At 46.8% G+C, this 25,637-nt stretch carries 24 protein-coding genes; 10 read left to right on the forward strand and 14 right to left on the reverse strand.

Features of this window, described 5'->3' with window-relative positions; all coding sequences use genetic code 11:
* Nucleotides 1–49 precede the first annotated feature (49 nt).
* From ACUZ8J_RS16980 to ACUZ8J_RS16990, 3 genes are all read left to right on the forward strand, one after another.
* Nucleotides 50–493, forward strand: a complete 444-nt coding sequence (locus tag ACUZ8J_RS16980; protein WP_446694441.1) for a SufE family protein — start codon at nucleotides 50–52, stop codon at nucleotides 491–493.
* A 110-nt stretch (nucleotides 494–603) separates the two neighbouring features.
* The gene (locus ACUZ8J_RS16985; protein WP_446694442.1) at nucleotides 604–1,767 is read left to right on the forward strand and encodes a membrane dipeptidase; all 1,164 of its coding nucleotides are present in this window, start codon (nucleotides 604–606) and stop codon (nucleotides 1,765–1,767) included.
* A gap of 59 nt (nucleotides 1,768–1,826) precedes the next feature.
* Nucleotides 1,827–2,999, forward strand: a complete 1,173-nt coding sequence (locus tag ACUZ8J_RS16990) for an AAA family ATPase (RefSeq protein ID WP_446694443.1) — start codon at nucleotides 1,827–1,829, stop codon at nucleotides 2,997–2,999.
* Between the two features lie 24 nt (nucleotides 3,000–3,023).
* Here ACUZ8J_RS16990 and ACUZ8J_RS16995 read toward each other — a convergent pair whose 3' ends face one another.
* A complete protein-coding gene (locus tag ACUZ8J_RS16995; protein WP_374915672.1) occupies nucleotides 3,024–3,353 on the reverse strand; it encodes a cupin domain-containing protein in 330 nt (109 codons plus the stop codon).
* Between the two features lie 145 nt (nucleotides 3,354–3,498).
* Between ACUZ8J_RS16995 and ACUZ8J_RS17000 the strand changes: the two genes are divergently transcribed.
* Nucleotides 3,499–5,766, forward strand: a complete 2,268-nt coding sequence (locus ACUZ8J_RS17000) for a toxin-antitoxin system YwqK family antitoxin (protein WP_446694444.1) — start codon at nucleotides 3,499–3,501, stop codon at nucleotides 5,764–5,766.
* Nucleotides 5,767–5,772: 6 nt separating this feature from the next.
* Here the strand turns inward: ACUZ8J_RS17000 and ACUZ8J_RS17005 are convergent, their stop codons facing one another.
* The 3 genes from ACUZ8J_RS17005 to ACUZ8J_RS17015 form a co-directional block, all read right to left on the reverse strand.
* The gene (locus ACUZ8J_RS17005; protein WP_446694445.1) at nucleotides 5,773–6,525 is read right to left on the reverse strand and encodes a CPBP family glutamic-type intramembrane protease; all 753 of its coding nucleotides are present in this window, start codon (nucleotides 6,523–6,525) and stop codon (nucleotides 5,773–5,775) included.
* A gap of 25 nt (nucleotides 6,526–6,550) precedes the next feature.
* A complete protein-coding gene (locus ACUZ8J_RS17010) occupies nucleotides 6,551–6,925 on the reverse strand; it encodes a PH domain-containing protein (protein ID WP_011623880.1) in 375 nt (124 codons plus the stop codon).
* A gap of 141 nt (nucleotides 6,926–7,066) precedes the next feature.
* On the reverse strand, nucleotides 7,067–8,983 hold the full coding sequence (locus tag ACUZ8J_RS17015; protein WP_446694446.1) for a peptidase U32 family protein: 1,917 nt from the start codon (nucleotides 8,981–8,983) through the stop codon (nucleotides 7,067–7,069).
* A 187-nt stretch (nucleotides 8,984–9,170) separates the two neighbouring features.
* Here ACUZ8J_RS17015 and rluA point away from each other — a divergent pair, with 187 nt between their 5' ends.
* The 3 genes from rluA (at nucleotide 9,171) to ACUZ8J_RS17030 (ending at nucleotide 14,794) form a co-directional block, all read left to right on the forward strand.
* A complete protein-coding gene (gene rluA, locus ACUZ8J_RS17020; protein ID WP_011625286.1) occupies nucleotides 9,171–9,848 on the forward strand; it encodes a bifunctional tRNA pseudouridine(32) synthase/23S rRNA pseudouridine(746) synthase RluA in 678 nt (225 codons plus the stop codon).
* A gap of 95 nt (nucleotides 9,849–9,943) precedes the next feature.
* Nucleotides 9,944–10,405 carry a transcriptional regulator AsnC gene (gene asnC, locus ACUZ8J_RS17025; protein ID WP_011073571.1) on the forward strand — a complete coding sequence of 154 codons (462 nt, stop codon included), beginning with the start codon at nucleotides 9,944–9,946 and terminating at the stop codon, nucleotides 10,403–10,405.
* Between the two features lie 207 nt (nucleotides 10,406–10,612).
* Nucleotides 10,613–14,794, forward strand: a complete 4,182-nt coding sequence (locus ACUZ8J_RS17030; RefSeq protein WP_446694447.1) for a rhombosortase-dependent M36 family metallopeptidase — start codon at nucleotides 10,613–10,615, stop codon at nucleotides 14,792–14,794.
* 110 nt (nucleotides 14,795–14,904) lie between these two features.
* On the opposite strand, the gene ACUZ8J_RS17035 is transcribed toward ACUZ8J_RS17030, so the two are convergent.
* The 10 genes from ACUZ8J_RS17035 to ACUZ8J_RS17080 form a co-directional block, all read right to left on the reverse strand.
* Nucleotides 14,905–15,408, reverse strand: a complete 504-nt coding sequence (locus ACUZ8J_RS17035; protein WP_446694448.1) for a hypothetical protein — start codon at nucleotides 15,406–15,408, stop codon at nucleotides 14,905–14,907.
* A 145-nt stretch (nucleotides 15,409–15,553) separates the two neighbouring features.
* A complete protein-coding gene (locus ACUZ8J_RS17040; protein ID WP_011715945.1) occupies nucleotides 15,554–16,324 on the reverse strand; it encodes an ABC transporter permease in 771 nt (256 codons plus the stop codon).
* On the reverse strand, nucleotides 16,321–17,259 hold the full coding sequence (locus tag ACUZ8J_RS17045; protein ID WP_374918182.1) for an ABC transporter ATP-binding protein: 939 nt from the start codon (nucleotides 17,257–17,259) through the stop codon (nucleotides 16,321–16,323). The genes ACUZ8J_RS17040 and ACUZ8J_RS17045 overlap by 4 nt, the downstream gene beginning before the upstream one ends.
* A 250-nt stretch (nucleotides 17,260–17,509) precedes the next feature.
* Nucleotides 17,510–18,040 carry a hypoxanthine phosphoribosyltransferase gene (hpt, locus tag ACUZ8J_RS17050; RefSeq protein ID WP_446694449.1) on the reverse strand — a complete coding sequence of 177 codons (531 nt, stop codon included), beginning with the start codon at nucleotides 18,038–18,040 and terminating at the stop codon, nucleotides 17,510–17,512.
* A 7-nt stretch (nucleotides 18,041–18,047) separates the two neighbouring features.
* A complete protein-coding gene (locus ACUZ8J_RS17055) occupies nucleotides 18,048–18,707 on the reverse strand; it encodes a flavin prenyltransferase UbiX (RefSeq protein WP_446694450.1) in 660 nt (219 codons plus the stop codon).
* A 1-nt stretch (nucleotide 18,708) separates the two neighbouring features.
* Entirely contained in the window at nucleotides 18,709–20,106 is a 1,398-nt protein-coding gene (mpl, locus tag ACUZ8J_RS17060; RefSeq protein WP_446694451.1) for a UDP-N-acetylmuramate:L-alanyl-gamma-D-glutamyl-meso-diaminopimelate ligase, read from the reverse strand.
* A gap of 168 nt (nucleotides 20,107–20,274) precedes the next feature.
* Nucleotides 20,275–20,910 carry a hypothetical protein gene (locus tag ACUZ8J_RS17065; RefSeq protein ID WP_374915666.1) on the reverse strand — a complete coding sequence of 212 codons (636 nt, stop codon included), beginning with the start codon at nucleotides 20,908–20,910 and terminating at the stop codon, nucleotides 20,275–20,277.
* A 197-nt stretch (nucleotides 20,911–21,107) separates the two neighbouring features.
* Nucleotides 21,108–21,971: a sterol desaturase family protein gene (locus ACUZ8J_RS17070; RefSeq protein ID WP_446694452.1), complete on the reverse strand. Its 864-nt coding sequence runs from the start codon at nucleotides 21,969–21,971 to the stop codon at nucleotides 21,108–21,110.
* A gap of 44 nt (nucleotides 21,972–22,015) precedes the next feature.
* Nucleotides 22,016–23,047 (reverse strand): DUF2804 domain-containing protein, encoded by a 1,032-nt coding sequence (locus ACUZ8J_RS17075; RefSeq protein ID WP_446694453.1) that lies wholly within the window; start codon nucleotides 23,045–23,047, stop codon nucleotides 22,016–22,018.
* 243 nt (nucleotides 23,048–23,290) lie between these two features.
* Nucleotides 23,291–23,854 (reverse strand): porin family protein, encoded by a 564-nt coding sequence (locus ACUZ8J_RS17080; protein WP_446694454.1) that lies wholly within the window; start codon nucleotides 23,852–23,854, stop codon nucleotides 23,291–23,293.
* Nucleotides 23,855–23,990: 136 nt separating this feature from the next.
* On the opposite strand from ACUZ8J_RS17080, the gene ACUZ8J_RS17085 reads away from it, so the two are divergent.
* The 3 genes from ACUZ8J_RS17085 to ACUZ8J_RS17095 all read left to right on the forward strand — a co-directional run bounded on the left by ACUZ8J_RS17085 (nucleotide 23,991) and on the right by ACUZ8J_RS17095 (nucleotide 25,568).
* Nucleotides 23,991–24,557 (forward strand): YajG family lipoprotein, encoded by a 567-nt coding sequence (locus ACUZ8J_RS17085; protein ID WP_041412552.1) that lies wholly within the window; start codon nucleotides 23,991–23,993, stop codon nucleotides 24,555–24,557.
* 33 nt (nucleotides 24,558–24,590) lie between these two features.
* Entirely contained in the window at nucleotides 24,591–25,178 is a 588-nt protein-coding gene (locus ACUZ8J_RS17090; RefSeq protein WP_011625277.1) for a peptidylprolyl isomerase, read from the forward strand.
* A gap of 69 nt (nucleotides 25,179–25,247) precedes the next feature.
* A complete protein-coding gene (locus ACUZ8J_RS17095) occupies nucleotides 25,248–25,568 on the forward strand; it encodes a hypothetical protein (RefSeq protein ID WP_011623897.1) in 321 nt (106 codons plus the stop codon).
* The last annotated feature ends 69 nt before the right edge of the window (nucleotides 25,569–25,637 follow it).

Genomic DNA, 25,637 nt, shown 5'->3' on the forward strand with positions numbered 1-25,637 from the left:
ACATCATTGCGCCATCAGGCAACACGCTTAAGAAGAGGACATTTTCGCCATGACATTGCCAATCATGCCCGCTGCCACCGAGTTTGATTACTCCGTTGAGGAGACATCAAGCCTGTTAGCCCGTTTTGAGCAAGCGCCGAACTGGCAGGAAAGATATCGCCAAATCATGTTATTAGGTAAAACCTTACCGAGTTTAGCGGATGAATTTCGCCTTGAGTCTGCCCAAGTCAAAGGCTGCGAGAGCGATGCCTGGCTGTACCATCTAGAGCGAGACGCTAAGCATTATTTTCTGGCCGATAGTGATGCACGCATAGTGAAGGGGTTAATCGGTTTACTATTGAGTGCCTGTCACGGCAAACTGAGCGACGAGATACTCGCCTTCGACCCTTCCGCCTATTTCAAACAATTAGGGCTAGAGGGCCAATTAAGCCCCTCGCGCACCAATGGCTTACATGCCTTAGCTAAGGCGATGGTTGATGCGGTAAAACCCTAAATCAATCTGCGGGTTAAATAGGTAAAAGAGGGATTTAATCAAAGACTTCTACGCCTTAACAGGGTATAAAGAAGTAAAAATTAGCTTCATCTGAAGGAGAGCGCACGCCCATGAAGGCTGTTAATCAAGATCGTCGAACGCTGTTAAAAGGGATTGGCGCCGCCACGCTACTTTGCCCCTTTGCCAGTTTCTCCAGCCTTGCTGCGCCGCGCTCTCGGCGCTTATATATCGATGGTTTATCCTTTCTGCCCGATGATTTAGCCGATGTTCCCGCATCGGGGCTCGATGCCTTTTTATGTGATATCTCTGCCATCGAAACCATTGAACAAGCCGACGGCACCTTAAACTACAAACGCACTTACAAAGCCTGTATGGAAAGCATCCAGCAAGCCGCGAAACGCGTCAGCGAACACCCTGACATTCTCCTGCAAGGCTTAACTGGACGCGATATCCAATTGGCGCGGGAGAGCAATCGCACTGCGGTTTTCTTCCAAATCCAAGGCGCAGATTGCGTTGAAGAAGACAGCGAGGCTAACCAATGGGCCCGTGTCGATGAGTTTCACCGTCAAGGTCTGCGAGCACTGCAACTTACCCACCATTACGGCAATACCTTTGCGGGCGGCGCCCTCGATAACGATGCCAATGGCGGGCTCAATAAACCTCTTACCGCCCATGGCCGCACACTGATTGAAAAACTCAATCATGCCAATATCTTAGTCGATGTCAGCCACTCGAGTGCCCAAACCGCGTTAGATGTAGCTAAACTCAGCCGCGCGCCCATAGTCCAAAGCCATGGCGCAGCGCGGGGTATTGTCAAACATGCCCGTTGTAGCCCCGATGAAGTGATCCGTGCCATTGCCGACTCAGGCGGCGTATTCGGGGTCTTTATGATGAGCTTTTGGCTCACCAATAATGCCGTTCCAACTGTCGATGACTATATCCGCCAGTTAGAATATGTCGCCCGAGTCGGCGGGGTCGATTGTGTTGCCATCGCTAATGATTATCCGCTCAGAGGCCAAGAAAATCTGTTAGCCCTGAATAACGACAATGCCCAGGGCGTGAAGGAATATCAGGAATGGTGGTACAGCCTAAGGGCTAAAAAAGTGTTAGGTTTTGATGCAGAGCCAAGGCATGTGGTCATTCCCGAACTAAACCATATTGAGCGTATGAGCCGTATCGACGATGCCTTAGCTAAGGCCCGTTTTAAGTCGACCGATCGCGACCGCTTTATGGGCGGAAACTGGCAAAGAGTGCTCAATCAGGTACTCATCTAAGCCCGCGCTAACTCAGTCAGGGTTAAATTGCGAAAAATTACTCGAGAAAACGGACCGTCATGCTGACCACCCTAGCCATCTCTAACTATCGTACCTTGCGGGAGATAGTCTTACCCCTTGGGCGCTTAAACTTAGTGACCGGCGCTAACGGTAGTGGCAAATCCAATTTATACAAAGCGTTGCGACTACTCGCTCAAACAGCGCAGGGTGGCGTTGTTAATGCTTTGGCGCAGGAGGGCGGCTTAGACTCCTGTTTTTGGGCAGGACCAGAAAATCTCACCAAGGGCATGTTAGCGGGCGATACGCCAATTGAAGCTACAGTCAGACAAGCGCCCAAACGCCTAAAACTCGGATTTGCGGGCGAAGATTTTAGTTATCTGATTGAACTTGGTCTCCCCAAACCGGACTCCACCACCCTATTTGGATTAGATCCGCAAATTAAACGCGAAGCGATTTGGAATGGCCCCAAATATCGCTCCGCCAGCGTGTTGGTCGAGCGGCGCGGTCCTATGGTGAAGAGTCGCAGCCCTGAGGGACAAGGTTGGCTCACCTTGAGCGCCCATCTGCAAAACGGTGACAGCATTTTTACCGAACTTGCCGATCCTGAACGTAGCCCTGAAGTATTAACGCTAAGGGACAGCATTCGCGCATGGCGCTTTTACGATCACTTTCGAACCGATGCCGAAGCTGCTGCGCGTCGTCCACAGCTAGGGACCGCCACGCCCGTATTGCACCATGACGGTCGAGATCTTCCCTCTGCCATACAAACTATTTTTGAGATTGGCGATAAAGCCGCATTCGATCATGCTGTGACTGATGCTTTTCCGGGAGCCAAGGTGCGTATCACGCCCCAAGCGGGCGGGATACTCCAACTCGAATTTCACCAGCAGGGCTTATTAAGGCCACTGCATGCCAGTGAACTCTCCGACGGCACCCTGAGGTATTTATTGCTTATTGCCGCATTACTCACCCCAAGGCCACCCGAGCTAATGGTATTAAACGAGCCAGAAACCAGCTTGCACCCCGATTTATTGCCCGCTTTAGCTCGGCTTATCGCCAAGGCTTCCGAGGTGTGTCAGCTTTGGGTCGTGTCCCACGCTAACCGCTTGATTAATGCCTTGAGTCAGTTTGAGCACTGCAATACTTTGGCGCTGGATAAAAATCTAGGGCAAACCCAAATCGTGGGGCAGGATTTACTCAATACGCCGAGCTGGCAATGGCAACTCAAATAGCTGCTAAGATATAGCGTCTTTGCATCATACCGTTTCAGCATCGTAAAATACTGCCAGCCATAAGGTTTCGCCCTCTGAACTGGTCGAAGCGACTCTGTGCTTTTGATGCGGCGCTAGGGTGAGATAATCCCCAGGTTTAAGGGTAACTAACTGAGCATCTTCGAATTCGAGCTGCGCCTCCCCTTTGAGCAACATCACCCACTCATATTGAGATTGATCGTACCACTCCCCCACTGGCGTCGAATGGCCTTGCGAGATAATGCGCTCTATCTTCACCTTGCCATTGCCAGCAAGGGTTTCGAACACTTCTTGTGATAAATCATCGGGGAGTGACTGATAAAAATTTTGTAGCATCTTGAATCCTTATCATGGCTTGAGTGCAAGATAATCTATTGAGAAACCAAAGTATAAACCGTTATCATAAGGCTCTTAGGGCTAAGAGCCTTATGAGATGACAAGATAAGACAGTTGTATCATATGGATATGGAGAGGTTGACCTATGTCGTTGTTTCGCGCGTTTAAAGCTAAATTATTTAATACCAAAGAAAAAAGCTGCGCCCATCAAGACATACCTCTTCAAACTTCTCCCAATCCCGCTCCGCTCCCATCCAGTACCTTCAAACCCTATTTTAGTCTTGCCATTCAATCAACTCCGGCGCAAGCCACTCATTCAGAAACCCATGAAGAATTTACCCGCCACGACTTCGACAGCCCGCAAACGATTGAACTGCTCGGTTGGGAGCGAGAGCATGAATCCTGCACCTTTCACGAGACCCAATTTGACCGCATCGAGATACACGGCCCTGTGCAAGATTTTTATCTCGGTCAGGATAAGACCTGTAGCCTAGTGCTGGATTCTGATGCAGCGACAACTCAAGCCCGCTGGCAAGTGGCACTGGTAAACCTGCAGGAATTAGTGATCTGCCGTTTTTATATCGATGCAGGGTACAGAGTACAAGGCGATATGCAGGACTTCGGCAGTCTCACTGGCAAACTGCAACGGACATTCCATCAGATTGAGACTGAGCAAGGTCAGAATGTACTGAGAATTGTCACCCAATCCCCCAACCTCACTCAGGCCGTCGATTGCAATTACTTTGGTGAGCGTAACGGCATCACTCGCCAATTCAATGCCTTAGGTGTATTGCAGTTCGAAGGGCATTTTATTGAGGAGCAACAGCTCGGGCGCCAGACCTGGTATGACAATGAGGGCAAAATCAATCAAGTCGAGGAGCGCCACGCCGAGGGAATGTTACTGACCCGCTACTATACCAATGGTCAGATAAAAGAAACCGCTGAGAAGGATAGCGAAGATAATTATATCAATCAGTTAACTCGCTATTATGAATCAGGCGCCCTGTGGCTGATACGCCCCATGCGGGCGGGAAAAATCCATGGCACAGAGCATATCTACTATGAAGATGGCAAGCTACAGGCCGAATTAAGCTATGACATGGGGGAGTTGGTTAAAGAGCTTTGGTACCATACCAACGGCAATCTTAAGCAAGAAGTCCATCTCGATGCCGCGGGCAAAAGCCTCGAAACCTATTACGAAGATGGCCAACTCGCCTGGCGAGAACGCCTCAATCCACAAGGGTTAAATTGCGGTCTACGCCAGGAATGGCACCCCAATGGCGTGCTGGCAAATCAACTCAATTTTGTTGATGGCCTTGCCCATGGCAACAGCGAGAAATGGTATCCGAACGGACAGCTTGAACAATGCATCCCCTTTGAAAATGGCCATGAACAGGGTCTTGCCACTTGGTACCATGAAAATGGTCAACTCTCCCTTGAGATTTACCTTGAAAAGGGTCTAAGAGAAGGCCTTTTCCGTAGCTATTATGCAAGCGGCGTATTGTCAGCCGAGGGCCAATATCAGCGTAACCTCTCCGTCGCGCCCTTTATCGAATACTATGAAAACCAGCAAATTCAAATGTATCTGCCCCACACTCAAGGCAATCGCGATGGCACTGCCCGCTGGTTTTATGAAGACGGTACTATCAAGACAATTGCTGAATATTTTGTCCGCGATGGCCAAGGTTACCTTAAGGAAAGCTCCTCCTATAACAAGCAAGGTATTCTCGAATCCTTTGAGAGCCACTCCAACACCCGTTGTGGCTATCACCTTGAGGATAATCAACGGGAATATTATCAAACGGGCCACCCAGATACTCGCATCGAATACTATGAGGATGGAGCTATCCGTTGGCTGCTCACTCGCGTAGACGAGAACCTATTCAGCTCAAAAGCCTTTTCAAAACAAGGCGAATTACTCGAGTCTGGTTTTGTGAAAGTGATAGATAACGATTATCAAGATGTCGGCCACTGGCAACGTTTTACACCGCAAGGCCAACTGCAGCGCGAAGCCTGGCTCAGTGATGATGGCAAGCTCAATGAAACCCGTCACTATTTTGATGCCGCCGAGCAGCAACAAAAGATGGCAGCGGAAACCAAGGTCGAAGACAATAATATTGTCGAGGCAATGGCTAAGTCTAACGATACTAAGGAGCCACAAACGTCGGCGCCTATTCTTAGTTACCATTTGAAATTTGACCCAGATAGCCAACTCTATGCCATGAAACGCTATCATCCGAATCGTCAAATCGCCGAAGAAGGCAACTTACATTTTCGGGGACAAGAGCACTTTTGGGTGGGGATACACAATCAGTACGATAAACAAGGCCGACTCGAATTATCCGAAACCTATACTATGAATGGTGAACCGATAGAACACACAACAGAGTCAAATACCATTCGTTTAAATTAACTAGTTTTACAGAAAACTAAGGATGACTAAATGTGCAATCATATGGGCACCAATTGCACACTCTAAACCTCGCTTCCAATACAGGTAGCCAGCGATCAAGCCAAAGCCAGCATTACCAAAAATAATATACAAAACTAAGGCTAAATTAACCTCAGAACTAAGCGCAAAGGCAACGGGTAAGTGACCAACTCCGAACAGAAAAGCAGATAACACTATTGCGAATAGATAATTATGAGATTGAATAACAGAGTCTTTTGCTTGGGTTAATCGATAGCAACACCAAGTGATGAACGACATTAATCCCCATCGAATTAATATCTCTTCAGTTATTCCACCATAGATAACTTTCGAATACCAAGGAGGGGTAAGTTTCTCTGCTGCACGAATAAAATCTTCAGGTAGATAGCCAACCAAAACAGCCATAAACCCCAAAACAAACAGTCCCCCTAATACTCCGCCGATCACGGCTGGAATCACCTGCGATTGCAGAATACTGTAGGGCTCCTTTCCCTCTGCATAAGCAGCAATAACGGGTGCATGCAAGCCAACTTTGGATGAGAAAACAGAACCGATAAACATCATCAGTACTAACATCAACGATGACTGTATTACCGTTAGTAAAACCAATAGAAAACTGGGAATTGCTAACTGAGTAGAATGTGTTTCGAGTAGTTTCGAAACAAAAGGGATAATTGAAATAATCCCTAAAAAACCAAAGCTAAATAATAGCTTATTAAAACGCCATGTTTTTACATCCATGTATCTTATTCAAACCTCTTAGTAGTTAGAGCGCGAACGTCGCTATGGTCTTTTGGATCCCCACCACATCGGTGCCGCGTTTCAGCTCTTTGACCAGAGGATCACTTTGGCCAGAGATCCAGATCCTAAGCTCGGCATCCATATCGAAATGGCCTGTGGTTTCCACTTCGAAATGGGTGATGGATTTATAGGGCACTGAGTGATAGCTGGTTTTCTTGCCCGTCAGTCCTTGCTTATCGATTAAAATCAATCGCTTGTTGGTAAATACAAACAGATCGCGGATCACTTTATAGGCCAGTTTTAATTCTTCCTGAATCCCCATAATTGGGCGCAACTCTTCGGCCAGTTCCTGTAAATCGACCTCAGACGCATTCCCCAGTAACCCATCTAACAATCCCATGCTGACATCCTTTATTATTGAAATTTTTCAATAAAATATCCTGTAGTTAACCAAGTGGCAACATAGAGCGCGGCAACGGCCCTAAAAACAAAAAGGGAGCATTGAATACTCAATGCTCCCTTGATAACCATTCAAGCTGAATTAAACAGCTTTTTGACCGCGAACCTGACGGTTTTCACCGACGACCATCATCTCGCATTTTGGACAGTCGAAGACCAACTTCAACACATCGTTACCTATCTCAAGCACCATAGGATCCGCCTTAATGCCCGGCACTTCCTTAGGACAGAGATTGAAGTTAAATCGCAGGCAATGCTTAGTGATCATTAACGGCACGTCTTCAGTTACGCCGTTTTTCTCGTAGGTGTCCTGAATTTCAATCACGCCATGGCGTTGATAAAAGTCCTTCGCCTTTTCGTTTGCCACGTTCCCCAAGTAACTTAAGTGTTTGAATGGATACACGGCATCTTGATTATATTTCCAAGGTTTTGGACGCTGGTAACCTTCAACACGGGCAAGTTCTAATGCTGCTACCGCATCACGGCGCAGGCCGTTGAGCACAGATGCAGGCAGGAACCAAGGCTCGGCAGTTTCGATACTGATCTGCCGCGCCGTAAAATCGGTACTGCCCAGCTTCGACAATTGAGTACGGATAGTCTGCAAGGTTTTTTCAGCGTCGGTGGCGGGCATCTTTTCGACTGCAAGCTCAACCGTTGCACTAAGACCGTAAATATCCGTTAAGGTCAGCGCCACGCCCGTAGCAGTATCGGTTAAACGCATGTCGACGCCGATAATACGCTTGGCTGACTCCTTAGAAAGTAAAGTCTCGAAGGCTTGGTTGTGGTTACGGTATAAGGTCATACCGACACGCAGATCGCGCGGCACCTGCAATACATGCAGCTTATGACCTTCGGCTCGGTTAACACGCAGTCCCTGCAATTTGTCATCGGACTGTTTGGCCATCGCATAGTTTGGCGGGAAATAGGCTAAACCATCGCCGTTATTAAACTCGTGGGTTGAACTGACTTGAATAAAGTCTTTACCGATGGCGACCACTTTACCCACATCTTGACCGATATATTTTGGCGAGCGGAAGTCTTTAATCCCTTGGCTACGCTCATTCACAAAGTAATCTGTGCTGCCACGGTTAAAGGTTTTTTCGGGATCCGGAGTAAAAGTATGTTCAGTACGGCCATGGGATGACGCCACAAACTCTGGGCGACGCGCCATAATGGCATCGAGCTTTTGACGATAATGGGCGGTCACGTTTTTAACGTAACTTAGATCTTTTAAACGCCCCTCAATTTTGAAGGAGCGCACACCGGCATCAATCAAGGCTTCGAGGTTATCGGTTTGGTTATTGTCTTTTAATGAAAGTAAGTGCTCATTTTGCGCCAACACATCCCCTTGACGGGTCTTAAGATTGCCCGGCAGACGACACATTTGCGAACATTCGCCGCGGTTTGCACTGCGGTTACTGAAGGCGTGACTTAAGTTACATAAGCCGCTGTAGGCCACACACAGGGCGCCGTGGATAAAGAACTCAATCTGCATATTGGTGTGAGCCGCAACCTCACGGATTTGACTTAAGCCTAACTCACGCGCCAATACCACTTGTGAGAAACCCACTTGCTCTAAGAAGGCGACTTTCTCGGGATTACGGTTATCCATTTGCGTACTAGCATGCAGCGCAATCGGCGGCAAGTTAAGTTGCAATACGCCCATGTCCTGCACAATCAGTGCATCGGCGCCCGCGTTATACACATCCCAAATCAGCTTTTCAGCGGTCTCGAGCTCATCGTCCATCAGAATAGTGTTAATGGCCACAAACACTTGCGCATGATACTTATGAGCAAAAGTACACAGACGGGCGATATCTTCCACACTGTTACCCGCGGTCGCACGCGCTCCGAATGCGGGACCACCGATATAAACCGCGTCGGCACCATGGCGAATGGCTTCAATGCCATAATCGGCATTTTTTGCAGGCGCCAATAACTCTAAGCGGTTATTAACGTGAGAAAGTGTCTCAGGTGTGTAAATCTCTGGCTGGCTCATACTTCACTGGCTCAAAATGAACAATCACGAAAAAGGTGACGAGTATAACAAAAACTCAAATCCAGCTCTATCTGCAAATCATTTTTCGATGGATTAAAGCGAGGCGAGATAAGGAGCAGAGACAACAAACTTGCACCCCAGAGCCGAGCAGAGTATCTTTGCCGCGCATTGTTTAATAGGCGCGATTATGACTGATTTTATTTACCAACCACCGACAACTCCCTGGCTCGATGTGCTTTACCAAGATAAAGACATTATCGTGGTCAACAAGCCTTCGGGATTATTGTCCGTGCCAGGTCGCGATCCCGCCCATTACGACAGTGTTTACGCCCGAGTAAAAGCCGAGCATCCCCATTGCCAAATCGTCCATCGCCTCGACATGGCGACCTCTGGTGTCATGGTGGTTGCGCTCATTCGTAGCGCCGAGCGCGAGCTAAAACGCCAATTCCACGATAGAGAAACCAGTAAAACCTATCTCGCTCGGGTGGCTGGTCATATCAAAAATGATACAGGCAGTGTGGATTACCCGCTAATCTGTGATTGGCCCAATCGCCCAAAACAGAAGGTTGACCACGAAATAGGTAAACCCTCATTAACCCACTTTGAAGTGTTAAGCCGCGCCAAACGCTCGACTCTCGTTAAGCTAAAGCCGATTACTGGACGCTCACACCAACTCAGGGTACATATGATGGCACTTGGGCATCCTATTCTCGGCGACGGCTTTTATGCCGATCCGCTGGCAAAATCCTTAGCACCGCGATTATTACTCCACGCCGCAGAACTGACCATTAAACACCCATACACGGGTGAGAGCATGACGTTCAGTGCCGATGCCCCCTTTTGTGAGCCAGAAGGTGAGCAATGATCACTAAAAACAATAAAAACACCTAAAAGCAGTAGCCATTCACCATAAAAGAACGTAACTTTATGACAATTCATTATGTTATAGAGAGTTTATTTATGGAAACCGCATTTCAGCGCGATCAGCTTGATAACCATATCCTCGAAGCCTTAATGCAAGACGCACGCACCCCGTTTGCCGAGCTTGCCAAACGTTTCGGCGTGAGTGCGGGTACTATCCATGTGCGTGTTGAGAAAATGAAACAAGCAGGGATTATCACTGGTGCCCAGATCACCATCAATCCCAAGGCACTTGGTTACGATGTCTGCTGTTTTATTGGAATTAATCTCAAAAGTGCCGGCGACTACCCCGCCGCCATCGCCAAGCTAAATGCCTTAGAAGAAGTGGTAGAAGCCTACTACACCACAGGCAACTACAGCATTTTTGTCAAAGTCATGTGCCAATCCATCGATGGCCTGCAACACGTGCTGATTAACCGCATCCAATCAATCGACGAAATTCAATCGACTGAAACCCTTATCAGCCTGCAAAACCCTATCACAAGAGCGGTGAAGCCTTAGTTACGGCTCTCACAAAAAAGCCTTCAAACAGAATGCTATATCGCAAAATGATGACTTAAGTCTTTTTTCCACCAAAAGTGTTAACCGTACGATACTTTTGTGTTACAACTTCATTGCTAGCCATTAAATGCGCAGCATAACAATAACAATTTAGCTACACGGTACTGTTGTCAGTACCAAAAGCATTAATTGACAAGGAATGAAGTTGTGAAGACAAAATTATCTATCGCTATCTCGGCGGCACTATTATCAAGTGCAGCAGTTGCAGACAATAATACTCTACGTATACATCAAATCAGTAATAACTTAGCCAAAAATCAGCATAGCCAGAGCGTAACTTCAGTCAGCGGTATGAAAGATCAATATGACCAAGAAACTGGAGAAGCCACTTTTCAGTGGGCAAAATCAGATCAAAGAACTCCCGATATGGGGGCCCTTGATTCACAATATAAACTTGCCTTTGCAGCCGATTACTATCTAAACCAAGTAACGGGTCTATCAACCAGCAAAAATGCTAGTTTGAAACCAGTGCTAACCAACTTGCACGATACAGGCCGTGGGGCAAAAATTGCTAAATACCAGCAAGAATATCAAGGCGTTGAGGTTTTTAACCGTAATTTCAATGTGTTGATGAATAGTAATTTTGAACTCGTGGCAACTTCTGGAAGCTTATTACCCTCAAGTACAGCTAACACAACTGAGCTCAAAGGGATTAAAACGACTTTTAATGATCCTTTAAATGCGGTGAAAGCGGCTTCAAAGGCAATGGGTGTTTCCGATGCCAATATCAGCGCATCGACAACGTCTGGTAAATACCAATCTTTTAACGTAACAGCTTCTGGTAGTTCGAAAATACTTAAAGGTGAACCACGTTCTAAACCCGTATTTTTTGAATTAAAAGGTTCGCTCGTACCTGCTCATTACGTGGAGATTGAGGTCGCAGATAACGACAGTGTTGACTCTGAATTTTATTCATTTGTTATTAGCGACTTAGATAATAAAGTCCTTTTTAAACATAACCTGACAGCACAAGAAGCCGCGTTTAATTATCGTATATATGCTGATGAGCAAGGTGTGCCTTGGGATGGTCCACATGGCAATGTTATTCCAGCGATGAGTGAAGACCAAGTCGACGCAACTGAGTATTTAGATGCTCCAATGGTTACTATCACCTCTGGCCCCATTAGTACAATGGATCCATGGTTAGCGGAAGATGCCACCACAACATCGGGTAATAACGTCTTTGCCTATGTAGACGCTCTAGCCCCAGATGGTTTTACCAATGGTGACTTCACAGCAGAGATCACTAGCGATAAAACTTTTGACTATCAATATAATACAAATCAAGTCGAAAGCTCTGTTAACAACCGCAAAGCATCTATTGTTAACCTGTTCTATATGAACAACTATTTACATGATTTATTTTATGATCATGGGTTCGATGAAGCCTCAGGAAACGCTCAAGCACAGAACTACGGGCGTGGCGGTGAAGAGGGAGATGCTATTAGAGCCGAAGTTCAAGATAACTCAGGCTTTAACAATGCAAACATGAGCACTCCAGCTGATGGCCGCTCACCGAGAATGCAAATGTATCTTTGGGATAGTAAAGATGCAGTCAATGGTGAAGACTATGGAGTAACCGTAACCTCTGATGCTGCTATTGGACTACTCCCGTCGACACAACGCGCAAGCTTTGGTCAAGGTCAGTTTGAAATCAGTGGTGAAGTGGTTCGTCTTGTTGATGGTGTAGCCCCCGTAAATGATGGATGTACTGCACCAACAAATGCAGCAGACCTCGCAGGTAAAATTGCCATTATTGACCGTGGTGTTTGCGGCTTTACCGTGAAAGCTAAATTCGCCCAAACTGCAGGAGCTATTGGCGTACTCATTGCTAACAACTCGGGTACCACAGAGCCTGCGCCAATGGGCGGCAGCGACGACACTGTCAAAATTCCAAGCATCGGCTTGTCAAAAAATGACGGTGCATTGATTTATGCCCAGCTCGATGCAGCCAAACCAGTCAATGTCACCATGTTCAACAAAAAGCCGTTTAAAGACAGCTCTTGGGATAATGCTATTGTTGCCCATGAATGGGGACATTACATCAGTAACCGTTTAGTGGGTAACTCTTCGGGTTTAATCAACCAACAAGGCCGTTCTATGGGCGAAGGTTGGGGGGACTTCCATGCATTGCTCGTGATATCAGAAGCAGACGATGCATTAATCCCTGGTAACGAGCTATTCCAAAAACCTTATGCTGCGATTACTTATGTAGCCTCTTTCTATTCAGGCATCCGCAATTACCCTTACAGCACAAATATGGAAGTGAATCCTCTCACTTTCGGTAATGTCGAGTTAAATAAAGGGACTAGTGCTGACCAGTATGGCAATGCGGAAGTACATGATGCAGGTGAACCATGGGCCGCCATGCTATGGGATTGTTATGTCTCTTTAATCAATGATGAGCGCTATACCTTTGCAGAAGCGCGCAGCATGATGATGAGTTATCTCGTTGCCGCCTATAAAATGACGCCGATTGCACCAACTTATACCGAAGCCCGTGATGCCTTATTAGCCGCAGCGTATGCAAATGAGCCTAAGGACTATGAACTATTCCTAAAAGCCTTTGCTCGTAGAGGTATGGGCCTTGGAGCCGTTTCACCTGAACGGTATGACACCAAACATCGTGGTGTGGTCGAATCTTATAAGACGGAGCTATCTGCCTTTAATGTGACTAACCACGAAATCAATGCAGACTATGAAGGATTAACTGTCGGTTATTGCAGTAAAGATGGCATTTTAGATAAAGGCGAAACAGGGGCTGTCAGCTTCACGATAACTAACCGCGGAAGTAAAACTTTTGAAGGGCTAGAAGGAAAAGTTGAAATTGTCAGCGGCCAAGATATTACGCTTGCAAACGACGGTAAAGTCACCTTTGGAGCTCTAGACTTATTTGCAGAAGTCACTAGTACTCCGATAGAGATGACTCTTAATGAAGCTACAACAGCAGATACTGTTGAGTTAAAACTGACGTTCCCAACTTTAGAGGGAACCGATGTAAACGAATATAGCTTTACGACCGTCGTTAACATGGACTTTAAAGACAAAGCGCCTGAAGGCAATAAGTCTACGAGTAATATGGAAAGCCAAGCTGGGCTAGTTGACTTTAAGGAACATGTGCTTGAAGGCGGTGACATGGCCAAGGGCACTGCGAAACTTGAAAGCCAATATGCTGATTACTTCCCCGTTGACACTCAATATCTACGTATTGCCAATAATGGTTTTGCATCAGATGTCGCTTATGAAACTAAACCAGTAACTGTTGGTTACGGCGGTGATTTCAAAATCAGCTGGTTCCAATATTTTGAAATTGAAGAAAACTACGACGGTGGTGTCGTCGAAATTAGCATCAACGGAGGAGATTGGGCCGATGTTACTCAAATGGGCGGTGTCTTTGAAGGTGCAGGCTATACTGGTGAGTTAGCGGATCTACTCCCTGGTCGCCAAGCATTTACTGGCTTTATGGATTTCCCTGGTGATATTGAAACAGTTAACTTTGGAACTAAGTTAAATGGTAACGAAGTACGTTTCCGCTTCCGCATAGTCTCTGATACCAACACAAATGAGTTTGGCTGGATTATTGATAACATCACCTTCTCAAATATTGTGACTAGTGTCTTCCATGAGCAAACGGCAGGTGATGTAAATCCATGCGTTAACCGTTTACCCAATGTTAGCTTGGTCACCAGCGCGACAGAGGTAAAAGAAGGCGAAGCTGTGAGCATTACTGCTACAGCTATTGATGCGAATGCAGGTGATACTCTCACTTATACTTGGGTTCAAACTTCAGGCACTGCAGCGACACTTACAGGCAAAGATACTGCTTCGTTAAGTTTTACAGCGCCAAATGTTGATGCTGATGAAGTTTTAGAATTCGCATTAACTGTAAATGATGGTACAGATGATGTTGTAAGCACTGTGTTGGTAACAGTAAAAAACAACAACATTCCTGTCGTCAGTTTGACTCCAAGTGCTACTGAAGTAAAAGAGGGTGAAGATGTTAGCATAAGCGCTGTTGCGACTGATGCAGATTCTGATGATGTACTCACCTATTCTTGGGCACAAACCTCAGGGACAGCAGTCACCTTGACTGGTGCTGACACGGCATCATTAAGCTTTACAGCTCCGCAAGTTAATGCAAATGAGACTCTTGAATTTACACTAACTGTAAATGATGGAACAGACGATGTAGTGAGTACTATATCAGTGAAGGTGAATGATATTCCGGCACCAACACCAACTCCTACACCGAATAAGTCTTCCGGAGGTAGTTTAGGTTGGTTAACATTTATCTTGTTGCCTTTAGCGACATTACGTCGACGTAAATAACGCGCTATGTATCGTCCAGAAATAAGTTGACACTTATTTCCATCTAAAACGCCTGATGAACCTCATCGGGCGTTTTTATTTCAGCACGATAAAAAATAATTCCTTAAATACTACATTTCTGAATTTTTATCTTGCGGAGTGTAATCGACCTCTAATTCAACTTGACCTAATTTCTGTAAGCTTTTAAGAATATCTAATAATAAAATAGAGTTATCGATTGGTATTAATCGATAAGTATTATCTGCAATGTGCTCAATTCGAAAACTAGAGGATAATGCCGCTAAATTAGATTTAGAAACCAGTACGAATGAACCTCTAAGCCGTCCAAACGTCGATATTTGCGTATCGTAAACCACTGTTCCTTTAACGAGTCGAGCTGCATGCGCGGTAAACAGACGTTCATTAAATTGATAACTGTATAATTTATTTTTCTGAGCCAAGCCTTTTGGTTGCGTTGATGAGAGATTGTTTTGTGGATAATTCTCTCCCTCCGTCGGCAAAGTTGTTACTTGACCATTGCGAGTAGAAAGAGTGTCGCTGACTGTTACTTCATTTTTTGCGTTCGTGCAGCCAAATAAGCACCCCACAATTAGTATATATAAAGTCCTATACATGCTCATCCTTCATTTCAAACCAACATAAAACATTACCTTAGCAAGTTATCATCAAAAATGAAGCTAAATACTCCTTAAACAAAAACCAGCACATAAAAAAGGCATAAGAAATTATGCCTTCTATAGTCACAACCTTAATAGTTAGCTACGAACGCAGGCCAATTCCCCGCGAGATGAGGTAATACGCAACGCCCCAGAGTACGGCACAAAAGCCCACCATAATGCCAATAGAAAGCGGGATGCTAATATCGGCAAAACCTAAGAAACCGTAACGGAAGACGTTGATCATATAGACCACAGGGTTCAGTGCCGAAACGCCTTGCCAAAACGATGGCAGCAACGACAGTGAATAGAATACTCCGCCGAGGTAGGTTAAGGGCGTAAGCACAAACGTCGGGATGATGCTGATATCATCGAAACTCTTGGCAAATACCGCATTAATTAATCCCCCTAAGGAGAACAGCACTGAGGTTAAAAATACCGTCATGACCACAAGGCCCGCATGGTGCAAGCTGATGTCGACAAAGAACATGGCGACTAGCGTGACGATTAAACCAACGCATAAGCCCCGAGCGACACCGCCCCCCACATAGCCTGCGATCATCACATAATGAGGCACGGGTGCGACCATTAACTCCTCGAGATTACGCTGAAATTTCGCACTATAGAAAGAGCTCGCCACATTCGAATAGGAGTTAGTAATCACCGACATCATGATTAAACCTGGCGCGATAAACTCCATATAAGATACGCCACCCATATCGCCAATGCGGCTACCGACCAAGTTACCGAAAATCAAAAAATACAAGGTCATAGTGATCGCTGGCGGAACTAAGGTCTGGATCCAAATCCGGGTAAAACGATTGATTTCCTTCGTTAATATGCTTTTGAAGGCGATAAAATACAGCTGTTTCATGCCTTAGCTCCTTGGGTTTTCTTCACTAACTCGACGAAGAGTTCTTCTAAACGATTGGATTTGTTACGCATCGACAAAACCTCTACCTTAGCGGCGGTTAACTGCGTAAACACATCATTGAGATTGTGATCCTTTGCCACATCCACCTCTAAGGTATGCGGATCGGTTAAACGGCACACCATCCCATCGAGTGTGGGGGCGACATCGATGTCGCGGCGTAGGTCGAGGATAAAGGTTTCGAGATTCAGCTTACTCAGCAAGGCCTTCATGCTCGTGCATTCCACCAGCACGCCCTTATCGATAATGCCGATATTGCGACACAGCATTTCAGCTTCTTCAAGGTAGTGGGTCGTCAGAATGATAGTCACGCCCTGCTGGTTGATTTGTTTGAGGAATTCCCACATTGAGCGGCGTAGCTCAATATCGACCCCTGCCGTTGGCTCATCTAAGATCAGTAACTTAGGTTCGTGCATCAGGGCGCGGGCAATCATTAATCGCCGCTTCATTCCCCCAGAGAGAGTGCGAGATTGGCTATTGCGCTTATCCCACAAATCCAGCTGGCTTAAGTATTTTTCGGCTCGCTCAAGAGCCACGGCCTTAGGCACACCATAATAACCCGCCTGATTCACGACAATTTGCAGTACCGTTTCAAACTGGTTGAAGTTAAATTCCTGTGGCACTAAACCTATGCACAGCTTGGCTTCCTCGAGCTGCTTATCGATATCAAAATCAAACACCTGCACAGAGCCAGCGGTTTTCTGCACCAAGGAGCTGATAATACCAATAGTGGTCGACTTACCTGCGCCGTTCGGGCCGAGTAGAGCAAAAAAGTCTCCCTGTTCAACGGTAAGGCTAATCCCCTTTACCGCTTCTACACCACCTTTGTAGGTTTTTTTTAGCCCCTCGAGTACGAGAGCATGGGCATGATTGGCCATAGTGCTTCCTGATCCTGAAAGAATGAACAAAACAATAAGATGGTGTCGAAAACAGCAAATGCAACACGCTAGGCTGTATAAAAACGAATTATGGCTCTAGTTGATTGAATCAATACAGATTAATTTATTAAAAATAACTAATAGATCACCAAACGCAGATAGGTGACCCCAAACAACATTTGCGTCGCCAACTTTCGGCACAAAACAAAACTCCCGCCTAGGCGGGAGTTTGAGTCATAACGCATCGGGCTTATTCGAGCGGCACCACTTTAGCGATATAAGGCAAGTTGCGGTATTGCTCAGCATAATCGATGCCGTAACCCACAATAAACTCGTCTGGGATCGTAAAACCGATAAAGTCGACTTTAACATCCACTTCACGGCGCTCGGGTTTATCCAACAGAGTGCACAGGGCTAAGCTCTTTGGCTCACGCAATAACAGCATTTCGCGCACTTTGTTTAAAGTGTTGCCCGAGTCAATTAAGTCTTCCACAATCAGCACGTCGCGACCCGCGATATCCGATTGCACATCCTTCAGCACTTTCACATCCCGTGAGCTGGTCATGGCATTGCCATAGCTCGAAACCGACATAAAATCGATTTCAACATGGCCTTTAATACGGCGGCACAGATCAGCCATAAATACGACTGAACCTTTTAACAATCCCACCATCAGCAAACGCTCGCTGTTGGCATAGTGGGCATTGATTTGCTCGGCCATTTGATCCAATTTTTGGCTGATCTCTTCGGCGGAGATCATCACTTCGATGGTGTGTTTCATATCAGTCTCAATTGTCGATGTCATTGGGGGAGTGTTTGTCATAGCCCCAGCGACTCGTTAATGCATGGTCAACGCCCAAATGATCGAGGATTCGAGCGACCATAAAGTCTACCAGATCTTCTACGGATTTGGGATTATGATAAAAGCCCGGCGCCGCCGGCATAATAGTGGCCCCTAAGCGCGACAGGGTTAGCATATGCTCTAAGTGTATGGCATTAAACGGAGTTTCACGCGGAACCAAGATCAGCTGACCGCGCTCTTTTAATACCACGTCCGCCGCCCGTTCGAGCAAATTATTGCTCATACCAGTGGCAACAGCCGCCAGTGTCCCAGTCGAGCAAGGGCAAATCACCATTTGTTTAGGGGCTGCACTGCCTGAAGCTGGCGGCGAAAACCACTCATCTTTGCCTAATACCACTAACTCGCCAGATAAGGTTATCTTCTTCTGTGCCAGCATATCGAGCAATTGTGCCTTGGCTTTATCGCTGCTCGCACTAAGCTGCAAGCCATGCTCAGTGGCCAGCACCACACGGGCGGCGCTTGAGATCATTAGAAATACTTGATAGCCCGAGGCCAATAAACATTCTAACAATTTCAAGCCATAGGGCGCGCCCGAGGCACCGGTCCAGGCTAAACTAATGGCTTTCTCAGATTTGGCATAGGCCATATTAGTCCGCCTGCTGAACAAACTGTGGGCTCACTTCGAGCGCCGCCAACAGTTTCTTATGTAAGCCGCCAAAGCCACCGTTACTCATCACCACAATAGTGTCACCCGCTTTTGCCGAGGCAGAGACTTTAGCGACAACATCATCAATTTGATGTAGGACAGTCACAGGGATCACCGCCGCTTCCATCGCCTCTTTCATGTTCCAATCGATAGTATCGGCTTGATATAAAAAGGCTTCGTCCGCTTGCAGCATGGAATGAGCCAGCGTGTCTTTGTGCACCCCACTCTTCATCGTGTTTGAACGTGGCTCTAATACGATAGTGATTTTGCTTTGACCGACCTTGGCACGCATGCCCTTAATGGTGGTCGCAATCGCCGTTGGATGGTGGGCAAAATCATCGTATACGCTCACGCCGTGGACTGTGCCCAACAGCTCCAGACGACGTTTCGGCGGTACAAAGCGAGTTAATGCTGCAATTGCAGCACTCGGTTTAACCCCAACATGGCGCGCGGCCGCGATGGCCATTAGCGCGTTTTCGATATTGTGCTGACCAATCAGCGCCCATTCGAGCACACCTTGGGATTCGCCGTCGAAGAAGACTTCAAACTCGTGGCAATCATCACTTAAAGCCTTAGCATACCAACCCTTAGTCACCTCAGCGGTGTTGAAGGTCTCTTGCTCGCTCCAGCAGCCCATCTCAATGGTTTGTTTTACCGCGTGGGAATCGGCAGGCCAAATCACTTTGCCTTGCCCTGGCACGGTACGGATCAGATGATGGAATTGTTTTTGGATCGCAGCTAAATCGGCAAAAATATCGGCATGGTCAAATTCGAGGTTATTGATCACCAGCGTACGGGGATGATAATGCACAAATTTAGAACGCTTATCGAAGAAGGCGCTGTCGTATTCATCGGCTTCGACCACAAAAAACGCCGATTCCCCTAAACGGGCCGACACACCAAAGTTTTGCGGCACGCCGCCAATCAAGAAACCGGGTTGATAACCACAATCCTCTAAGATCCACGCCAGCATGCTTGAAGTGGAAGTCTTTCCATGGGTACCAGACACGGCTAACACCCAACGCTCAGGCAGAATATGATCGGCTAAAAACTGCGGTCCAGAGGTGTAAGGGATCCCAAGGTTTAATACCGCTTCGACGCAAGGATTGCCTCGGCTCATGGCATTACCAATCACCACGAGATCGGGATAACTACCCGCTTCACCTAACTGACTTGGGTCAAAACCTTGAATAAGTTCAATACCTTGCTCTTCAAGCTGCGTACTCATCGGTGGATAGACGTTGGCATCCGAGCCTGTCACTCTGTGCCCTTTTGCCCTAGCCAAGAGTGCTAGGCCACCCATGAAGGTTCCACAAATTCCTAAAATATGTACGTGCATACCGCTCGCTCTGATGTTTTTGAATTCAAGGCTATTCTAATCCATAGCACCGCAGATTGGCAGGTTAGGATCTCGGAAAAGCCACTTGTTTGGCAAAGATACTGATAGAGAAAGGGATTTTTACAATTGAATTAAGTTTAGCTAACAGAATTGTGCCACCAAGCTCACTTATCCGCGCAAGCTGGCATAGAGCTTTGGATATTGACTGCGATGGCGATTAAAGAGGAACTGACGCAGGGCTTCTCGCTCTTCGGCTTCGGCCTGAAACCTGACAATCGCTAGCCCTTGCTCGTGGCGAATAGGCTCGATTTTAACCCGCATGGTTTCACCATCGGGTAACTGTAATTGTAGTTCTTGGCTATCGACCAACTGCTCAAACTGCTGCTGGGATTTAGCACGAATCGCCATGCCAGAACTCGACAAAGATACCACAGACCATTGTTCACCCTGATCTTGGTCGAAGATCCACACATCTTCTGGCTGAGTCAAACGCCAACTCCGCTCCGCCCCAGTGGCGTCGAACACTTCAGGGACACCCAAGGTGGGCTGCAATTGGCCAAAATCATCGAGGCGCATCTCTAAAGGAAACCAGAGTTTGTAGGGGCCGACTTCGGCCAGCAGGGTCAACTTGGCCTTACCCAATAGCGAAGCCAGCGCTTGCGGCACATCGGTTTTGACCGTTAAAACATGATTAACCAAGGGCTCAGGATGAGCATCCTCGGCGTTATGGGTTATGCGATTAGGAGAAAATAGCTCTCTAAAACAAGCTAATTCCTCTAAGGTTAAATGCGGCTCATCAACCATACTGCAACCTACTCAGATGAATCCCTTGTACAAAAAATTACCACCAAAGCATGAGCCTGTACATTTTTTCATCTATAAATTTGCAAAAAAAGAAAAGTAGGCTAGCAAGGCTAAGGTCTGACTCCTATTAGCCATTTGCACTATTTAGTGAAGATTAACCACTCGTTGAGCACTGCTAATTCGCGTATTGAGCTAAATCACTTATCCTTTTGCTGACTGGCAGGGGGCGCGAAGAGGATTTTACAGCGCTCCGAGAATGTCAGCCCCCGCGCCGTCACCTCGCTGAACATATCGCGCCATTCGCTAAAGGTCACTTTGAGTGGATTAAAACTGTTGACGGGTTTAGTGATCCCGTAAATCACTGTCTCGCCTTCGGGTACAAAGGTACCGAAGAGTTTGTCCCAAATAATTAAAATACCGGCGTAATTTTTATCAATATATTGTGGATTACGCCCATGGTGCACCCTGTGGTGGGAAGGCGTATTAAACAGCCATTCTAAGGGGCCAAGTGTTCTCACCGCTTGGGTATGCACAAAAAACTGCAATCCCAAGTTCAATAGCACCACAAAAACCACCCAATTAGGGTCGAAGCCTAAGATCACCAGCGGCAACCAAAACACCCACATGCCAGCGAAGGGATACATCAAACTCTGGCGAAAGGCGGTGCTGAAGTTCATATTTTCCGAGCTGTGGTGCACCACATGGGCCGCCCACATCCACCGCACTCTATGGCTCGCACGGTGGAACCAGTAATAGCAAAAATCTTGGGCAATCATCAGCAGCACAAAGCTGAGTGGACCCATTTGAATATCGAATAATTTCCAACCAAATACCGCTAGGTACAACTTAGCGATCAGCAACCCCGTGAGGATATCCGCGCCTTGGTGCATGGCGGCGAGACTAAAATTACACAGCACTTCCTTCGTGTGGTAACGGGCACTCACTGGCAGTTTTTGTCTTCTGTCGCCGAAATACCATTCCAGCAAAATGCAGACAAAAAACAGTGGAGCCAATACCAGCAGCAACACCTCGGGATGATTGATTAACGCGGCGATATCCATATACCCTTATCCTATTGTTATTATTGTATTAAAGCGTAAATCGGCTACCAGCGGGCGTAGTGGTCCTCGGTCAATCCCAACACATTATTGAGTTGGAATTTACGCCCCTGGTTGTCAATGATAAAACCGCTAAAAAGCCCCAGATATTGGCGGAAATTACTTTTCAGCAAGATAAAATTGCGTTTCTCACTGCGGCAATTTCGCGCCGTAAACTCTAAATCGACGCGGCCATCGTGACTATGAATACGCCAGAGATCTGTGCCCTGCTGACCATGACGGTCAAACTCAAATTGCACAGGTCCGAGTAAATGCCGCTCGCCATTGATCCAAAACACGTTTTCATTGGCACCGGTTTCATTAACACCCGCAGCAAGATTTAATCCAATCACCCCTTCATCTATTTGGGCATTGATGGATGCCCAGCGCCAGCTGGTATCTCGGCGCATAAAGCCCGCGGAAAAATCATAACCTGCGAGGGCAAAATTCAATGGTTGCGGTTCATGGTCTATGGTGAGTTGTCCTTTGACCGATAAGCCATTGTGTTTTTGGGTATAGGTCCAGCCGTTGTATCCCGTGGGACTACACATGGCCATAGGTAAACTTAAGGGTAAGGCATGCAGGGTTAAATCGGCTTGAATGCTTTTAGTATCAATGACTAAATGCCAATTACCCTCTTGGATCTTAAAGGTCACGCTAGCGCCTTTACCGCCGATTGCGGCAACCCCGTTGGCGGGTGAAGGCGTCATCCGGTAGCCAATCCCAAAGGGTTTTAGCCAGTCCTGTTGAGTTAAGCTGTTATTTTTAATGTCATATAAATAACAGAAACCACTCCCGAGATAAGCGATATCCGCCAGTGCAATTCCAATGATGTAGCGCGGCGTGATAATCGAAATAAACTGGAACTGCTTAAAATCGAACCGTTTTGCCCAGGCCGATGCGGGCTTGTCCATGGTATCGAAATAGGCAAAATCCGCTAAACCTAAGCTACCGACTATGCCATCGAAATGGCCGAAATGTGGCTGACCTTTGGCATTGATTAAACTGTCGGGGGCGATTTGGGTAATAATCCTAGACATAAACTCGCCTTTGCTTGTGCAGTCGAAGGAGCATTTATGCTCTCTTATTTAATGTTGAATTTTTACTCTAACCTGTCGCCCATTGCATTAAAAGAGTGCAAGCTCAAATTGTTGTGATTTTGTTGCCGGCAAGAGTTCGGTTTAATCCCACCTGCGGATCATAAAAAAAGCGCCCGAAGGCGCTAATCGACACAGACTTATCCGCTACATAATAGCGAATGACTCTGTAAACCTGATTCGTCGTTAGAAACGATAACTCATGCCGAAGTTTACCCCTTGTAGCTCGAGTTCTTTCATTGGCACATATTGGTATTCAAGGTTTAACCCAAAGCCCGACTGAAACCGATATTGCCAACCGACCGCGCCGTAAAAGCCTACATCGTCCGAATCCATCTCTTGCTTATCCATCTCATAACTCACTTGGGTGTAAGCAGCGCCGAGTTTGGCGTACAGACTATTACCACGGGAGAGCGCATATTCGCCGTAGGCGGTAGCTCTAACACCCTGGAAACGTAAATCTTTTATCTCGCTGAACGTACTAACGAGCGCACTTGCCACACCACCAGAACCCGTTAAATACCCAGCCTCAACGCCAAAGTTGTCGTTAAGCATATAGCGGTAATACAAGTCGCTGGTGAAGGTATCGCCCGCATCATATTTGCCGCTCTTAGTTTCAAATTCTTGAGTGCCGTAGCCTAAGCTGCCACCTAACACATGGGGAGAATCGCCAGCATTCGCCTTGCCCACAACCGCCCCGGTAAACAGCGCGAACGACAACAGCCAAGTATTAATTGTTAAGTATTTCATATTGTTTAAATTCAGTATGCAGATGTTGGCACATCATAACCTTTGCACCTGTATAAGGACTGAACCCGAGTGCATTGTGGTAACGGGGGGGATTTCTGGTATGCTGTAGCCACTTTTTACTTGCATGAGATCCCCCATGAAAAAGTTATTATTGACGCTGACTTTCCCCCTGCTCTTCGTGGGCTGCGCGAGCCAAAATCCAACTCATATGGCATTTAGCCCACAGGTTCCCGATATTAGCCAACAGACCACCAGACCCGTACAGATCTCATTGGATACCATTGATACCCGTAACGTTGAGTACGTGGCGCGCTTTATCGAAGAAGGCACTAAGACTCGCCTCGTCGGCCCGAGTGAGCCACCAAAATTATTGCTCGATGAAGTTTTCCGTAACGGTTTTACCCAAGCGGGCTACCAGATTGACCCAAGCGCAACCAACTCAGTGCAAGTTCAGTTAGAAGAACTGCAAATGGATGTCACCAAAAAGACCTTCGGTTATGAAGCCAAACACAGCGTGCTGATTGCCGTGCAAGCCCGTAATTCCAGTCAAGAATTAGTCAAACGCTATAAAGCCAAGGGCACTTTAAAAGGCCCGTTAACGCCAGACTTTGCCACTCTAGAGCTGGATATGAACAAGTTACTCGGCCAACTCACTGGGGAAATTTTGAATGACCCTGAGTTAAACCAGTTCCTGCAACAATAATAGTGCTAATCGATAATTAATAAGGAAATCATAATGTTTCGTTGGATATCTGCACTCTTAGTTCTGTGTGCTAGCTATAGCAGTTGGGCAGCAATCGACATTCAACCCGATACCTTGTATCCCCAAGTCGAGTTTGATACCAGCCTAGGTAAGATTGTGGTCGAACTCGATAGAACCCGCGCACCGATTACCGTCGATAACTTCCTGACCTATGTAGTCAAAGGCGAGTACAACAATACGATTTTCCATCGCATTATCAGTGACTTTGTCGTTCAAGGTGGCGGACTAAACCCGCAATTAGAAGAATTACCCGCAGGTAAGCCGATAGTTAACGAGTCTGGCAACGGCTTATCCAACAGCATGGGGACTATTGCGATGGCGCGCGACAACGATCCCCACTCGGCTACCCGTCAGTTTTACTTCAACGTGGCGGATAACACTAAGCTGGATCCATCCAAACGTCGTTGGGGTTATGCGGTATTTGGTGAAGTGATTGAGGGCAAACAAGTGCTGGAAGCCATGGCCGTGGTCGAGACCACGACCAATGCGAAACTCAATTGGCCCGATGTGCCAGTGACACCTATCATATTGAAAACAGCTAAATTACTGCCGAAAAAATAATCGAAAATAATTTGAGCAAAAGCCCTAATCCTCTGTCTATACTCAAAAGGCAACAGAAAGGAGGCAAGGGTGACGATTGAAGAATTTATCGATAATAAAGCGCCCCAGCTTGCTATGTATGGCAAAGCATTTTTGAGTGACGAGCTCGATTTCCATGAAGTCCAGCTCTATCTTTGGGACACACTCGAGGAATGGCAATTACTCATTCCAAGTAGTGAAGCGCAAACAGAAACAGAAACCGTGTTTTGGCATTTGCTCCATAGCTTTAACAAGTGGCCAGACTGGGTGATCCGCGGCAATCAGTACCTGTATCAGCAGTTGCATGCGTGCTGCGACTTCCTTAGTTTAGGAGGCCAAATGCCCTCAGGGTGCGTTGGTATTCGACCTTGAGCAATACACTCTCTAAAGACTCAGCTTGCTGGGTCTTTTTATTTTCCCCCTGCCGCACAGAAACCCATC

It is taken from the genome of Shewanella sp. Koi 1 (genome assembly GCF_052907445.1).

Excerpts from the sequence above, each read along its gene's own strand:
- ACUZ8J_RS16980 (WP_446694441.1), top strand. The coding sequence starts at position 50 with ATGACATTGCCAATCATGCCCGCTGCCACCGAGTTTGATTACTCCGTT.
- ACUZ8J_RS16985 (WP_446694442.1), top strand. The coding sequence starts at position 604 with ATGAAGGCTGTTAATCAAGATCGTCGAACGCTGTTAAAAGGGATTGGC.
- ACUZ8J_RS16990 (WP_446694443.1), top strand. The coding sequence starts at position 1,827 with ATGCTGACCACCCTAGCCATCTCTAACTATCGTACCTTGCGGGAGATA.
- ACUZ8J_RS16995 (WP_374915672.1), bottom strand. The coding sequence starts at position 3,353 with ATGCTACAAAATTTTTATCAGTCACTCCCCGATGATTTATCACAAGAA.
- ACUZ8J_RS17000 (WP_446694444.1), top strand. The coding sequence starts at position 3,499 with ATGTCGTTGTTTCGCGCGTTTAAAGCTAAATTATTTAATACCAAAGAA.
- ACUZ8J_RS17005 (WP_446694445.1), bottom strand. The coding sequence starts at position 6,525 with ATGGATGTAAAAACATGGCGTTTTAATAAGCTATTATTTAGCTTTGGT.
- ACUZ8J_RS17010 (WP_011623880.1), bottom strand. The coding sequence starts at position 6,925 with ATGGGATTGTTAGATGGGTTACTGGGGAATGCGTCTGAGGTCGATTTA.
- ACUZ8J_RS17015 (WP_446694446.1), bottom strand. The coding sequence starts at position 8,983 with ATGAGCCAGCCAGAGATTTACACACCTGAGACACTTTCTCACGTTAAT.
- rluA (WP_011625286.1), top strand. The coding sequence starts at position 9,171 with ATGACTGATTTTATTTACCAACCACCGACAACTCCCTGGCTCGATGTG.
- asnC (WP_011073571.1), top strand. The coding sequence starts at position 9,944 with ATGGAAACCGCATTTCAGCGCGATCAGCTTGATAACCATATCCTCGAA.
- ACUZ8J_RS17035 (WP_446694448.1), bottom strand. The coding sequence starts at position 15,408 with ATGTATAGGACTTTATATATACTAATTGTGGGGTGCTTATTTGGCTGC.
- ACUZ8J_RS17040 (WP_011715945.1), bottom strand. The coding sequence starts at position 16,324 with ATGAAACAGCTGTATTTTATCGCCTTCAAAAGCATATTAACGAAGGAA.
- ACUZ8J_RS17045 (WP_374918182.1), bottom strand. The coding sequence starts at position 17,259 with ATGGCCAATCATGCCCATGCTCTCGTACTCGAGGGGCTAAAAAAAACC.
- hpt (WP_446694449.1), bottom strand. The coding sequence starts at position 18,040 with ATGAAACACACCATCGAAGTGATGATCTCCGCCGAAGAGATCAGCCAA.
- ACUZ8J_RS17055 (WP_446694450.1), bottom strand. The coding sequence starts at position 18,707 with ATGGCCTATGCCAAATCTGAGAAAGCCATTAGTTTAGCCTGGACCGGT.
- mpl (WP_446694451.1), bottom strand. The coding sequence starts at position 20,106 with ATGCACGTACATATTTTAGGAATTTGTGGAACCTTCATGGGTGGCCTA.
- ACUZ8J_RS17065 (WP_374915666.1), bottom strand. The coding sequence starts at position 20,910 with ATGGTTGATGAGCCGCATTTAACCTTAGAGGAATTAGCTTGTTTTAGA.
- ACUZ8J_RS17070 (WP_446694452.1), bottom strand. The coding sequence starts at position 21,971 with ATGGATATCGCCGCGTTAATCAATCATCCCGAGGTGTTGCTGCTGGTA.
- ACUZ8J_RS17075 (WP_446694453.1), bottom strand. The coding sequence starts at position 23,047 with ATGTCTAGGATTATTACCCAAATCGCCCCCGACAGTTTAATCAATGCC.
- ACUZ8J_RS17080 (WP_446694454.1), bottom strand. The coding sequence starts at position 23,854 with ATGAAATACTTAACAATTAATACTTGGCTGTTGTCGTTCGCGCTGTTT.
- ACUZ8J_RS17085 (WP_041412552.1), top strand. The coding sequence starts at position 23,991 with ATGAAAAAGTTATTATTGACGCTGACTTTCCCCCTGCTCTTCGTGGGC.
- ACUZ8J_RS17090 (WP_011625277.1), top strand. The coding sequence starts at position 24,591 with ATGTTTCGTTGGATATCTGCACTCTTAGTTCTGTGTGCTAGCTATAGC.